The following is a 13,130-nucleotide window of genomic DNA, read 5'->3' on the forward strand; positions in this document are numbered from 1 at the left end:
AGATCGAGGGCGCTTTGCAGACTCCGCTGCGGCGTGGGGACAAACTTGTGGAATCGAGAGGGACCAAGTCCGTCATACCTCTTCGTAAATTGGTTCCTGCCATGAGCATTGCTTCCAGTGCCGCTTGATAGGGATCATCCCACGGATACCGGCGGGGATCTCGTTGCCGAAGGCGAGCTCTCGAACATCGACCGCGACAACCTCCAGTATCGGCCGCTCTTCGGTCATGAGCACGAACTCGGTGATCTTTCCAGGCGCGCAGGCCGCAGACGCGGGGTAGACGAGCGCGAGTCGCTTGCAGTTGTAACGAGTGGCATAGGCATTCATTTGATAAGCGTCGCCACTCGCAACGCCCGAGTTCGGCTCGCCGAGATCGAGGCGCTTCCATTTCGCATCGAGGAGGGCAACGGTCTCGTCTCCGCTCCGAATGGTGATGTCAGGCCGTAGCTGGAAGCCCGACGTGGCGAGGTTCTTCATGGGGCCTTGTAGGCCGACAGAGAGGCCAACAGCGCCGAGCATCTGACAGGCATGCCGGATGCGCAGTCCGAGAACCGTCTCGAAGAGCTTTTCCATGTTGAAAAGTAGCGCGGAACCAGCCGCGTCGCCCGTGCGAACATCCGGATAGAGGCCTAACAGCAGCCAGCGCGCCTGCGCAAACACCCGCTCCCAGTGCCTGATGGTGCGGTCAAGGCTAAGACCGTCAACCTCGCGAATCGTGACCCTTCGATCGCTCACCTCGTCAAAGCGGTGGAGGAACGCGGCCACCATCGTGCGGGTCTTCGGACTTAGTGCGAATCCGAGAAGGATCCGTAGAACCGCCTTCAGCGCTTGATTGTATGGATTGTCGATGCTGCGCTCATCGAAGCGACAGAGCAGATGAGAACGGTCGAACGCGTTGGCGCGGAGGTGCGCTGTCAGTTCGAGCCGTCCGCGGATGGCATTGAGGTTCTCCGTCCTCTCCGAGTAACGGGCGATCGCCCCGCCTCGAAGCGCGGATTTCACTTGGCTGCAGAAATCCTCGATGAAGACGTCCAGGAGGTGGCCGTGCTGCTGCCCGAGGCTGGCATCGCCCACTCGCTTCGATCCAAGCTCACCTGCGCGCGCGAGCATGGCCACCAGAAGGCCCCGCATGTCTTCGCCGCTTTCACTGCCATGGTCAATTTTGGGAAGTATCTCGATTGTTACCTGTCCGGTTTGCAAGACCCCGCAGAACGGCCCAAACTTCAATGAGCGATGGCCCCATGCGAGGGCCCCGGGTGGCAGACGTTCGGCGAGTTTTGCGACCCCTTCCGCTTCGAACTCACTGATCTCGCCGGCTGGTCCGATGCTGACGCCCTCCCGCTCTCGGAAAGTAAGGCGTCTCATTCCGGTGGCTCGTAGATCTTGCGGATCGCGTCCGGAGTGATGTCGTCTTCCCGAATGATCTCGAACGCCTCACCGTCCCCGATTTCGGCCGAGTCCGCCTTGGGAAAGAGCACAGAGGCATTCTGCGTCCGCGCCCGGACCAATTGCAGCTCCTCCTCCACGGCCTGGTCGGCGAGGATATATCGGATCTGACGCCAGTCGTCGTAGAACGCCTCTTGCAGGAAGGGCAGAATCTCCCTGGCAAAGACACGACGTAGTTCGTGGAACGACTTCACGTGGTAGAAGTAGCTGTGGCCGAGAGTCTGGTCGTGATGCAGCAGGCGGGACAGGCGGGCATTCATGGCTTGCAGAAGCTGACGCAGGTCGATCGCGTTGCCTTCGCTGTCGTCGATCGATTCAAGCAGTTCCGGCTTCGGCGTGAGTTCCTCGAAGCGGAATCGGCGCCGTAAGGCGCTGTCGAGCAGAGCGATCGAGCGGTCCGCGGTGTTCATGGTGCCGATCACGTCGACGTTCGCGGGCACACCAAAACGCTCACCCGAGTAAGGGAGCGTCACTTCTAGTCCCTTGCAACTCGCCAACCGGCTTCCCGAGGCATCGATGCGGATGCGCTTGTCCACTTCAACCAGCGTAATCAGCTCGCCGAAGACTTTGGCGACGTTTCCGCGATTTATCTCGTCAATGAAGAGGGCGAACCGCTTGTCCGGCGCGCGCCGGGCCCGATCGCAAAGCCGCTTCAACACCCCCGGCCGCACTTCGTAGGTGACGGCACCGTTCTCTGTGACAGGTCGAATGCCCTCGACGAAGTCCTCATACGCGTAGCTCTGATGAAAAGTCACAAACTCGAAGCGATCACCGGCCTCGTCCTGGTATCGCGGCAGGTAATCGTTCTTAAGGCGATACGTCTTGCCGGTACCCGGAGGGCCATAGAGAATAAGGTTCAGGGGCAACGAGACTTTCCCCGGTGATGCTGCTCCCGATCCAGCATTGTCGCCCGTCGCTATGCTGTCCCCTGCGATCGATGGCAGCGTCTTCCATAGGCGCTCCAATGTCCGGGCAGCCTTCGCCTTGATCTCAATCCCGGAAGACTGCGGGTTCCATTCTTGGTCGGGTTCCCGATTCTGCAGGTCTTCAAGAGGGACAATCTGGTCCGATGTTGCATCGCGAACGGAGTCGAATGCCACGTCAACGAAACGCGTCGTCTCTCCGGCGTCCGCGCGGGTCTGTTCCCAGTGCTCGGCTTCGTAGGGCGCACGCGTGACCTTTCCGACAGCCACAACGCCTTTCGGAGGACTGCCGGTCCGGATCAGAAAGACGCGGTCACCCTCGCGCGGCTTGCTCGAGCTGCAGCGCCATCGGTTGTCGGCCTTCTCCCCGCTGATCGTCGTCGCGCGGTCGGCCGCGAGCGTGCCCCAGGTCCATCTGGAGGGGTTCCAGCTGAGTAGCCAGTTCTTCGTCTGGTTTTTCCACTGCGACTCGAACTCTTCCTGGTAGAAATCGATGTCCCCGCCATGCTCGTCTTCAAGCCGCCGGCGCAGTTCCAGCAAAGCTCGGTCGATCTCGACAGTGCTCCACTTCCGGATCTCCTTCTCCGGCGTATTTCCGAAGCCGGCGAGGATCTGACGCTTGTCGCGCTCGGAACTGATCCTCTCGAAGGTGTCGGGAAACAGCAGGTGTGGAAGGATGTGGATCAGCTGTCGGTGCCGCGCCTCTGGGAGGCCGCTCAGCCAGCCAGAGAATGCCCACGGGTCCGACGCGATCTGCTCACGGACAGAGGCATCGCGAGCCTTGAAATCGCGCAAGGCGCCGATAAGGAATACCAGCTCGCGCCAACGGTGCGTGTTGTAGGCGGTTCCGGCGGAGCCGACGCCTTCCAGGACAGAGTCTTCCAAAAGAGAGTGCGTCGCGCTCAGGTCCTCTCCCGACCAAGACCAGATCTCTAGCACGTTCTCGCGCTTCTTGGCGGCGCCTACGTTCGACGGAAAGAGCAGCGTAAGCCAAAGGTTCTCGGCCATCAGCTGGCGACAATCGGGCGAACCCTCCGAAAGCTGCACCTTCAATTTCGAGAGGAAATCACCTTCACCGGCGTCGAGGTTTTTGACGAAGCGTTGGTCGAGCTCACCAAGCAAGGTGTTCGTCCAAAGGCTTCCGCCGTCCGACAATGCCGATCCGTCTGCGAGAAAGCAGTTCTCTCTCCATGTCCCAGCAGCCTTATAGATCAGAGCGACGTTGTAATGCGGATTGTAGCGAGACAATTGCCCATTCCTTCAAACTTAAAATATCTTCCTCGGGAATTTCTGATTGCCATGATGGATGCTTCTCGCTGGTCCGTCCGCGCAGACCTCTAGCGAAGAAAGGCCTGAACCCATTCTGAATTTTGTTGAACCGTAGCCGCGAGGGAGTGTGCTTTCAATTGAAAGGGGTGCGTCGCCGCGCGATTATCCCAAAGTTGTCCGAGGCGTACGATCATCTTTAAGAGCAGAGGTCATTGCGGGTATTGTCGCAATGTCAGCTCTCGGGCTCGTTAACGGTGGTGGCTTAACGTCCGGGTGGCGGGCGCAAAGCGGTCCTTCGCAACGGCGTGACGGGAAGGCCCGCCTTGGGGTCAGCATTGGGTCATCGGCCGTGGCGAACGCAAAGCTCACTGATCGATCTCTAGCTAACCACTGCCCAGAAGCCTGGATCCTCGCGGGCTGTCTCTTCGCACCGCTCTGTTTTGCTCGCACCGAAGATCATGCCGCTGAGAGCAGGACGACCCCCGTGATGAGAACCCCGCATCCCATCAGTCGCCACGGCCCTACCGTTTCCTTGAGGATCAGCATACCCATCAGTGCGCCCACCATCATCGACATCTCACGCATCGGCGCGACGAGGGTAAGCGGCGCGCCGGTTTCCAGCGCGATCAGAATAAGGATGTAGGACAGCGGCGACAGCAGGCCGACGCCGACCGCGATCCACCAATGGCCGCGCATGCGATCGAGCGCCCGGCGCGGATTGGCGGCGACCAGCGGAAGCAGCAGGAGGAAGCGCAGCAGGTTCGAGAACCAGTCGAGGACCACCGGAGCGATACCTAGCGTTTTCACGGCATAGGCATCGACAACTGTGTAGGAGGCGATTAGCCCACCGGTCGCCGTGCCCCAGCCGATGCCGGCTTTCCCACCCGGCCGCCGGAAGGCCGATAGATCACCCCGCGTTGCGATCACGCCGATGCCGATGACAATGAGAGCTAGCCCGCCCAGCCCGAGCCCGGTCAGCGGCTCACCGAGTAGAAGTGCCGCTCCCATCGCTGACAACATGGGCCCCGTTCCCCGCGCAACGGGATAGACGACGGACAGGTCCGCCACCTGATAGCCGCGCTGAAGGCACAGGCTGTAGGCGAGGTGGATGAGGCCGCTCAGCAGAACGAAGGCGCCACCTAACCATGTCCAGCCGATGGTGCCATCAGCCAACAGGTGCAGCACCCACGGCGCATAGGTAACGCAGGCCACCAGATTATAGGCGAACACAAACATCGGCCCGACCGCGGCCGCACGCTTAGCGAGCAGGTTCCACGAGGCATGAATCAAGGAGGCGAGAATAACGAGAAGCAAGGAGGCGAGTGTCATTGAGATCCCCTTGGGCGCACCGCGCGCCGGTTGATCTCGACGTCTCCTCCCCTGGGATTTTGTCCCTTGGGTGCAGCCGCGGAACTCCCACGGTCTCTGCAACGCTTGGTCCTGTGAGGGCGCTGCCCCCTGGATCCCTAGTTGCCACTCGGTCGATGGCTTGAGAATAGCCGGATGGGTGTCGTGTGTTCAAGAAGATCGCACGACACTGATTGGGAAGTGACGCGGCAGGGTCACTTGCTGCCGAATAATAAGGCCTGGACATGGAAGCGCACCTAGTCGAGCCCTACAAGGAGCTACAGCGGTCACTTGAGCAGCCCGCCGCGCCCTGTGCCCGAGGCGCCGATTTTCTCGCGCAACACGCTCCAATCTCTCACTTATTCGCTCGACTTCATTCGCGTCCAGAGCGACAGCTTGGTGGCGGTGAAGAGTGGAGAGCGAGATGCCGGAGCGTGTGCTGGATCTGGCCCGGGGGTTGAGCGAGCTGAGGCTGCGTCTTGATCGTGCCGCGGCGATCGCCGCCGGGGCACAGACCTGCGCCGATGCGTTCAAGATGATCCTGGAGCTCGATCTCGATGTGCTGATCGGGGAGGCGCAGACCTTGCTGGACGCGATCTCCATGCGCTCGATGGACGCCTCAGCGCCTGGCTGATCTCGGCAGCCCTCACCGAGCCTCTCCGCCCGCCCGCTGCGCGGGCTCGTGTCAGTACAGCCGCCGGATTTCCCGGCGGCGTGCCAAGGAGAGACTTTTATGACCAGCAAGACCGCCACCTCTCGCTCCCGCACGCGTGATCAGATCAGTGCTCGCGCCCTGGACGTCACCTCGCCGAGCCGCCGGAAGCAGGCGGCGGTGGCTGCGGCCCAGGCACCCGAGGAGAACAAGCCCGAGCCTGTCGCGGCACCGGCCGAAGTTGCTACCGAGGCGGCTCAGCCGGTATCGGCCGCTGAACCGACCTCGGCGCCGTCGCGAGAGACCAAGAGCGATCAAGTGGTCCAGCAGCTCCGGACCGAAGGCGGCGCCACCATCGCCGAGATCATGGAGAAGACCGGCTGGCAGGCGCACTCGGTACGCGGCTTCTTCTCCGCGGTGGTGCGCAAGAAGCTCGGCCTCGACCTTGTCTCTTCGGTCGGTGAGGACGGCACGCGCCGGTATCGCATCGCTGCGGCCGCCGCGTGATTACGCGGATCGAACAGCAGGTGACGGCGCTGGCGGAGCTGGACGGATCCCAGCTCCGCCAGCAATGGCAGGAGATGACGGGTCAGGCCGCGCCAAGCGTCAGTCCGAAGCTGCTGCGGCTGGCGCTGGCCTACCAGCTCCAGGCTGCCGCGCTCGGTGACCTTTCGGGTGCGGCGAAGCGCGAGCTCGCCTCGATCGCCAAGGGCAAGCGATCCCAGCCGCTCAGCATGGGCATGCGCCTCGTACGGGAATGGCACGGCACCACCCATGTCGTGACCATCGACGAGAAGGGCAGGATAGTCTGGAACGGCCGTGAGTGGACCTCGCTCAGCGCCGTCGCCAAGGCCATCACCGGCCAGCAATGGTCGGGACCGGCCTTCTTCGGACTTCGCAAGGCGATCACCTCATGAAGCCGGTCCGCTGCGCCATCTATACCCGCAAGTCGAGCGAGGAAGGGCTCGAGCAGGATTTCAACTCGCTCGATGCGCAATACGGTGCCTGCTCGGCCTATGTGGCGAGCCAGGCCAGCGAAGGCTGGGTGCTGCTGAAGGACCGCTATGACGATGGTGGCTTGTCCGGCGGCACGCTGGAGCGTCCGGCGCTCCAGCGCCTGCTGATGGACATCGCCGCGGGCAAGGTCGACATCGTCGTCGTCTACAAGGTCGACCGTCTGACCCGCTCCTTGCTGGACTTCGCCAGGCTGGTCGAAGCGCTCGACAAGGCTGGCACGAGCTTCGTGTCGATCACCCAGTCCTTCAACACCACGACCAGCATGGGACGGCTGACGCTGAACATGCTGCTGTCCTTCGCGCAGTTCGAGCGTGAGGTCACCGCCGAGCGCATCCGGGACAAGCTCGCGGCGTCCAAGGCGCGCGGCATGTGGATGGGCGGGACCCCACCGCTCGGCTACGAGCCGAACGGCCGCAGCCTCGCCATCGTAGAGGAACATGCCGATCTCGTCCGGCTGATCTTCCAGCTCTATCTCGACCTCGGCACGGTGCGCGGTGTCTGCGATGAGCTGGATCGGCGAGGCATCGTGAAGCCGGTGCGCATCTTCAAGACGGGCAAGCAACGTGGAGGTCGGCCATTCGGCCGCGGCGAGCTCTACGCCCTGCTCTCCAACCCGATCTATATCGGCCGCATCCGGCACAAGGGCGTGCTGCATCAAGGCCTGCATCCGGCGATCATCGACATGTCGGTCTGGGACGCGGTGCAGCAACAGCTCAAGGACCAGCGCAGCGGCGAACGCCACATCCGATCTGCCGCGCATCGCAGCCTGCTGGCAGGCAAGCTGGTCGATGAGAATGGCCAGCCGCTTGTCGCCTCCCATGCCAGCAAGGGCGCGCAGCGCTACCGCTACTATGTCAGCCGGGATCTGCAGCTGGGTGAGAAGAATGCCGACGGCCTGCGCATTCCGGCAGCAGAGATCGAGAAACTGATCTGCGACCGGCTGGCCGAGCGGCTCGACGATCCGGTCGCGCTGATCGAGCAGGTCAACCCGGGCCATCCGCTTTCCGATAGCATCAGCAACATCATCACCATCTGCCGCGACACGGCGGGCATGCTGCGGGGCTCGGATCTCAATGCCATCGCGGGCCTGATCGCCACGCTCATCCAGCAGATCACCGTCCGGCGTGATGGACTGACCATCGCCCTCAACGCCAAGGGCATCACGGGCCTGTTGCAGATCGGCCATCCGGCCGACGATGCTCCGAAGATCGAGATGGGCATTCCGGTGAAGCTCAAGCGCGCCGGCTTTGCGCTTCGTCTGGTTCTGCCGAACGGCAACGCCGCTCTCCCTCAGACCGACGATCGTCTCCTGAAGACCATCGCCATAGCTCGCCAATGGTGGAAGCAGCTCGTGGCCGATCCCAAGCTGCGCATCGCCGATCTCGCCGCCGCCAACGCGACGACCGAATCCTGGGTTACCCGCGTACTGCGTCTCGCCTTCCTTGATCCCGCGATCGTTCAGCAGATCATCGCCGGCACTGCGCCGGTCGCTCTCACCTTCGACAGCCTGCGCGCGCCCGATGCCATCCCCGCGCTCTGGTCCGCCCAGCGGGCGCTACACCAGATCAGCATCGCGCGCTAAGCCGCGCGGCGGGAAATTCCGTACTGGAAAATTCGGCCGAGAGAGAAAGGGCGATTTCCGCGCCCAGAGAGCCCAAATTCCGTACCGCAGAGAGAAATGCATCAGCCGGAAACCCGCAGACACGCGGGGTTTGCGAGCTCAGGTCAAGGCGCGACGGTTTTCGGCAGACTGAATGGCGGGCCGCGACCGATAGTGATGATCACTACGTTTACGCTATTCCACTATGACACCCGCGCTGGCCCTGTGAAAGCTTCCGAACTTCAAAGGTTCGGAAGCTCGATCTCGTGCATGATGCGGTCCGTCTCTACCAGTATTTTGATGATTTTCTGGTAGTGGCGAATATCGTCCCACCCCAACGCGCGCCCTTTGCGATCCTTGAGCCACTTTTGCGCTGGCTGGTAGCCCCCAATGGGAAAGTTCCACGCGACGGCGGGCGCGTTGTCGAAATACTGGGTAGTATTGATCCAGATACGCCCTGCATCGAAACGCGGCTTGTCTACCACGCTGTCACCGTCTCCGTCGAAGGGATAGGGCGTTGCACCGATGGCGGCATCTTCCATCAGGTGCAGGCGGCGTAGTTCCTCCCCCTTTGCGCTAACAGCCCTGAACACTTCTGGCGAGGGCGGGAACGGGATGCGGGGGAAGTTGGACTTCAGGAATTCGGTGTAGGTCTGGCGATAGGCCGGGCAATGTAGCACGCCATAGATGTAGTCGAACACTTTGACCTCATCGGGACGGGCTTCGCCAGTCGCCTTGCGGAAGCTGTCCGTGCCATCGGGCGCAGAGAGTGCTCCGATTAACCCCGCCGCCTTGCGAATTCGAGCATATAGCTTGGGGTCGAAGTTCAAACTGATGGACTGGTCTAGGGTGTCTTCTTCGGGGTAAAGGTAGAGGGGAAGGCTCATGGCATTCGATGCTGAAACACCGGAAATAAAAATGACCTCGCTGCATTTGTCAGTCAGTAGACAATGTGCATATCTATGATCTCGGACGGCTTTCGTCACCAACAGAGCCAAATTATGCTTGCCATACATGTGCGCCATTACCCTTTGGCGGCGATGCACAGCTACATGAGCCTTATAAACGGTGTAACGGGTATCGAATGGTCGATAAGCGATGGGCGTTACAGCCTGCCGCCATGCTCCATCGGCCAGCGCAAATTTGGCAGCAGCATAGTTCCACTGACTTTGGGAACATAGACGAAATTGCTGGCGGGCTTCGGCTTCGTTAGCAGTCGAAAGCAGGCGCTCCACTTTTTCCGCGGCTTCGGCGGCGCTCCACGAAATAGCGAATTCGTCATGAGTCGTGACAATTCCGGGGGCTGGGCGGCCATTAGGCGAAAACAGGTCCGCCACGGAAAATCCAGCCCGATAGGCAGCTTCTAGCGCCTTGTCGGTAGGCTTGAAACGCCAAGGCGCGGCTTCCGGTGAAACATCCTGCGCGGCAAGTTCGCCGGTCGTGCTGTCCCACAACCGCTGATATTTCGCTTCCCGATCACCCCATAGATCACCGTGGAACACGCTAGCCAGCTTCTTTGCCCCGCCTGTCTCACCCCTCTTCACCGCAACGATGATCGCCACCCCCTGCATGATATCGAATACGTTCTTGTCCGGTGAACCGTCCGGGCTGACTTCCTTCTTGTTGGAGTTGCCATGCAGATCCAGAACATAGATGCGGTCAAATGTCTGACGCAGATGATTCCGCATATCGAGGAACGTGGGGTTATCAAGATAGCCGTGGTTGGTGATAAAACCCAGCACCCCTTCGCCGTTCTTCTCGATCATATGTTCAGCAAAACGAACGAACTTTACATAGTCGTCTGAAAGCCATTTGGCCTGTGCCGGGCGTTTTAGTTCTGGGCTGACCTTGTAATCAGCCATTAGCTTTTCGATCCATTCCCCCTTGTTGGATGAATGGCCGGAATAGGGCGGGTTGCCGATCACTACCATGATGGGCATTTGCCGTTTGATATCGCTGGCGGCCTTGGCCTCCTCGGCAATGGCGCGAGACAGACCGAATAGGGTCTGTTCCACCCGCTCGCCTTCTTCAAGGCTGTTAGTGAGGTAGACACCAAGTCGGGGCGGCTTGGCCGAGGGCTTGTAGCCCAAGCCCGTCAGAGTCATATCCAGCTTCATGTGGCACATGGCGTAACTGGCCATCAGCAGCTCGAAGCCGTGGATGCGCGGTATCAGGTCTTGCTCGACATAGTTGGACCATTGCCCCGGTGCGATCCCCTTCACCCGCTCGGCAACCAGCTTTACCACTTCTGCCAGAAAGGTGCCGGTGCCTGTGGCCGGATCGAGAATCTGGACGCGGTGCACCTGCTTCTTGATAGTGACCGGCTTGCTTTTCTTGTCGTTCTGCCCGGTATCCCAATTGATGGTGATCCGGCTAGTGTCGGCCAGTCCGTCCGCTAGGCCGAACTCCACTTTCAGCACTTCGTCCACCGCGCGGACGATGAAATTCACTACAGGTTCCGGCGTATACCAGACGCCTCGCGCCTTGCGCTTGGCGGGGTTATATTCGGCCAGAAACACCTCATAGAAATGCAGGAAAGGGTCTTGCCGAGCGGTCACCTTGCCGAAATTGGCCAGCACCTTGGCCATATTGGTCGCACAGAAAACGTTGCACAATTCGTCAATCACGCGGCGCAGGCGTTCATCCAGATTTGGCCCCGCGATGTAGATGAACAACTGGCGCAGGAATGGATTGGACTTGGGCAAAAGCTCCAACGCTTCGGCGCGAGTGAAGCTGCCTGACGTCTCATCATGCAATCGGGCAGCAAACAGGCCATAGGCGATGGTTTCCGCGTAGATATCGGCGAAATCCTCAACCTTGATATCCTGGATCAGATTCGACTTGAATGCCTCGTATTGACCTATCAGATCAGTTGGCGGCGCCCCGTCATCTCGCACCTTGAGGTCGGCGATCAGAGCACGACCCATTATATCTTTAATGATTGCCGCTTTGCCCGCCATCATCTCAGCCAATCGTCTCGATGAGGTTATGCTAAGGGGTGTGACGGTAGCGAAATCATGCAGGCGGTTTTCCAACGCAGGGAAATTTTCTACACGCGCGGGTAGCGTTGGCATCAGGTCCGCAATGGTGATGAAGTCCACCACTTCACCCTCGCGGATGAACTCGAAATCCAGCCCGTTGGTGTAGATCAGATTGGGCAGGCCTTTTTTGTATCGCTCCTTCTGGGATTTGCTGTAATCGTTGGCAGCGAACTTGCGGACATCCTTGCCGATGTCCTTCGCCTCGCACCAACCGATAGCGATATCCCCCCGATTGAAAACGAAATCGGGTGCGCCAACATCGGTGATATGTTTCGGCTCGTTGATGACGGTGAGGGCCGGGTCAATCGCTTTAAAGAGCTTGGCCAGCGCAGGACGGAAGCTGTGTTCGGTTGTCTGGCCACTGGCGTAGAGGGCGCGAATTTCGTTTAGGTAGCCTTGAATGTCCATATCCGCTATTGCCCCCCGGCTTTCACATAGGTCAGATCGTCGGCGAGACACCACGCGGCATCCCTCAGAAGTTGGTCGATACCTACGCGCGCAAGTGCTTTAGTTGTCACCTTTCGTAGCCTCCCCAGCCCCACGCTCGCCCCTCATGGTGCTGTCTTCCAGCAAGGAAAGGCGTTCATATTCCTCCACCGAGACGACGACCACCACGCCACGCCCATGCTTCTCGATGCGAACCGGCTCTGCACGCGCGGTGTCGATCATCAGGCCGAAGCTGTTCTTGGCTTCGCGCGCGGACATGCTTTTCATGGCTTAAATCTCGCCCATCCCAATTGCGCCATTTAGAACAGAATGGCTCTTTTAGGCAATCGTCATCAGTGCTTGCGCGGCGTTGCCGCGCGATGGCGGGCGGCGCTGCAATATTTGAGGTCTCCGCGCCGCCCGCCATCGGTCACGCCCGATCCGGCTGCGGCCGCACTCTGTCGTTTGGGTCTGCCGGACGCTCCATCTCGGACGCCATCTTTCCGAGTTTCGTCCATGTATCGCGCGCCCGTTCGGCATCCTCGCTTTGGAGCTTGTCGGCCATCCAGATAAGCGCACCATAGATCATGGCGCGGTCGTCGCCGGTCAGGTCCACGATGCCCGCCTTAACGACGAGCCCGCCGAGTTCGATGAGATGCCGCGTGCGCTTGCGGCGTTCGACCTGCCATGTCCGCATGTCATGCCGCGCCCGTTGTGACCGATGCCGGTTGCGCGCCGCCCGGTGGCGTTTGAGCGCCGCCAGTGTCGCGGTTAGTCGCTGATGCAGTTCGCCGCGACCGGCCTTGAAAGAACGCAGCGCCGCGCCTGGCCCACGCCTCCCTCTTTCCAGTATCCTTGGTTTCGGCCAGCGCGACCAAGGCACCGGCCAGTTCGTCGGCGGTAAGGCCATCAGCCCCCGTGGCGATGACCAGTTCGCCAAGCTGCTGCACCTTGCGGGTTTTCAGTTCCCGCGCCTTGTCCTCAAGCGCCTTGAGTTCCGCGTCATAGTCTCTGGGTTTCCGCATCGTCGTGTCCTTTCCCGGCCGCAAGTCGTTGATGCGGTAAGGATAGTTGCTCAGACAGCAGAACGCAGTATTGTTTCCGGGACGGTGTGGCACGGCCCGGTCCATCCCGAGATTTTTTCGAGGGAGGGCGCGCTTATACGTCGTTCCGACGTGCGCTTGAGGGCAGTATCTGGTTGGTCGCCATGGCGATCTACCATTTCTCCGTTCAGGTCATCGGACGTGCGGCGGGCCGTAGTGCGGTCGCTGCCGCAGCCTATCGCTCGGCCTCCCGGCTGCGCGATGACCGGCTGGGCCGTGACCACGACTTCTCCAACAAGCCGGGCGTCGTCCATTCCGAGGTGATGTTGCCGGAAAACGCCCCAGAGCAATGGAACGACCGCGAAC

12 protein-coding genes are annotated in these 13,130 nt (G+C 60.7%); 5 read left to right on the forward strand and 7 right to left on the reverse strand.

Features of this window, described 5'->3' with window-relative positions:
- Nucleotides 1-72: 72 nt before the first annotated feature.
- The 3 genes from STARVERO_RS20565 to STARVERO_RS20575 form a co-directional block, all read right to left on the reverse strand.
- Complete coding sequence (locus tag STARVERO_RS20565) at nucleotides 73-1,365, reverse strand: McrC family protein (protein ID WP_159601227.1); 1,293 nt, start codon at nucleotides 1,363-1,365, stop codon at nucleotides 73-75.
- Nucleotides 1,362-3,617 carry an AAA family ATPase gene (locus STARVERO_RS20570; protein ID WP_200837876.1) on the reverse strand — a complete coding sequence of 752 codons (2,256 nt, stop codon included), beginning with the start codon at nucleotides 3,615-3,617 and terminating at the stop codon, nucleotides 1,362-1,364. Before STARVERO_RS20570 ends, STARVERO_RS20565 begins: the two co-directional genes overlap by 4 nt.
- 477 nt (nucleotides 3,618-4,094) lie before the next feature.
- Entirely contained in the window at nucleotides 4,095-4,967 is an 873-nt protein-coding gene (locus tag STARVERO_RS20575; protein ID WP_159601229.1) for a DMT family transporter, read from the reverse strand.
- A 442-nt stretch (nucleotides 4,968-5,409) separates the two neighbouring features.
- Here STARVERO_RS20575 and STARVERO_RS20580 point away from each other — a divergent pair, with 442 nt between their 5' ends.
- The 4 genes from STARVERO_RS20580 (at nucleotide 5,410) to STARVERO_RS20595 (ending at nucleotide 8,236) form a co-directional block, all read left to right on the forward strand.
- Nucleotides 5,410-5,619, forward strand: coding sequence for a hypothetical protein (locus STARVERO_RS20580; RefSeq protein ID WP_159601231.1), 210 nt, complete (start codon nucleotides 5,410-5,412; stop codon nucleotides 5,617-5,619).
- A gap of 99 nt (nucleotides 5,620-5,718) precedes the next feature.
- Entirely contained in the window at nucleotides 5,719-6,144 is a 426-nt protein-coding gene (locus STARVERO_RS20585; protein ID WP_159601233.1) for a DUF3489 domain-containing protein, read from the forward strand.
- Nucleotides 6,141-6,554, forward strand: a complete 414-nt coding sequence (locus tag STARVERO_RS20590) for a DUF2924 domain-containing protein (protein WP_200837877.1) — start codon at nucleotides 6,141-6,143, stop codon at nucleotides 6,552-6,554. The genes STARVERO_RS20585 and STARVERO_RS20590 overlap by 4 nt, the downstream gene beginning before the upstream one ends.
- Nucleotides 6,551-8,236 carry a recombinase family protein gene (locus STARVERO_RS20595; protein ID WP_159601235.1) on the forward strand — a complete coding sequence of 562 codons (1,686 nt, stop codon included), beginning with the start codon at nucleotides 6,551-6,553 and terminating at the stop codon, nucleotides 8,234-8,236. The genes STARVERO_RS20590 and STARVERO_RS20595 overlap by 4 nt, the downstream gene beginning before the upstream one ends.
- Nucleotides 8,237-8,496: 260 nt before the next feature.
- On the opposite strand, the gene STARVERO_RS20600 is transcribed toward STARVERO_RS20595, so the two are convergent.
- The 4 genes from STARVERO_RS20600 to STARVERO_RS20615 form a co-directional block, all read right to left on the reverse strand.
- Complete coding sequence (locus STARVERO_RS20600) at nucleotides 8,497-11,703, reverse strand: type ISP restriction/modification enzyme (protein ID WP_159601237.1); 3,207 nt, start codon at nucleotides 11,701-11,703, stop codon at nucleotides 8,497-8,499.
- Between the two features lie 99 nt (nucleotides 11,704-11,802).
- Nucleotides 11,803-12,009, reverse strand: coding sequence for a type II toxin-antitoxin system prevent-host-death family antitoxin (locus tag STARVERO_RS20605; RefSeq protein WP_159601239.1), 207 nt, complete (start codon nucleotides 12,007-12,009; stop codon nucleotides 11,803-11,805).
- 142 nt (nucleotides 12,010-12,151) lie between these two features.
- Nucleotides 12,152-12,418 carry a conjugal transfer protein TraD gene (locus STARVERO_RS20610; protein WP_159601241.1) on the reverse strand — a complete coding sequence of 89 codons (267 nt, stop codon included), beginning with the start codon at nucleotides 12,416-12,418 and terminating at the stop codon, nucleotides 12,152-12,154.
- Nucleotide 12,419: 1 nt separating this feature from the next.
- A complete protein-coding gene (locus tag STARVERO_RS20615) occupies nucleotides 12,420-12,746 on the reverse strand; it encodes a conjugal transfer protein TraD (RefSeq protein ID WP_159601950.1) in 327 nt (108 codons plus the stop codon).
- Nucleotides 12,747-12,928: 182 nt separating this feature from the next.
- Between STARVERO_RS20615 and STARVERO_RS20620 the strand changes: the two genes are divergently transcribed.
- On the forward strand, nucleotides 12,929-13,130 hold a 202-nt coding region (locus STARVERO_RS20620; RefSeq protein ID WP_159601243.1), incomplete at its 3' end, for a MobA/MobL family protein.

It is taken from the genome of Starkeya nomas, assembly GCF_902703545.1.
GTDB classification, from domain to species: domain Bacteria; phylum Pseudomonadota; class Alphaproteobacteria; order Rhizobiales; family Xanthobacteraceae; genus Ancylobacter; species Ancylobacter moscoviensis.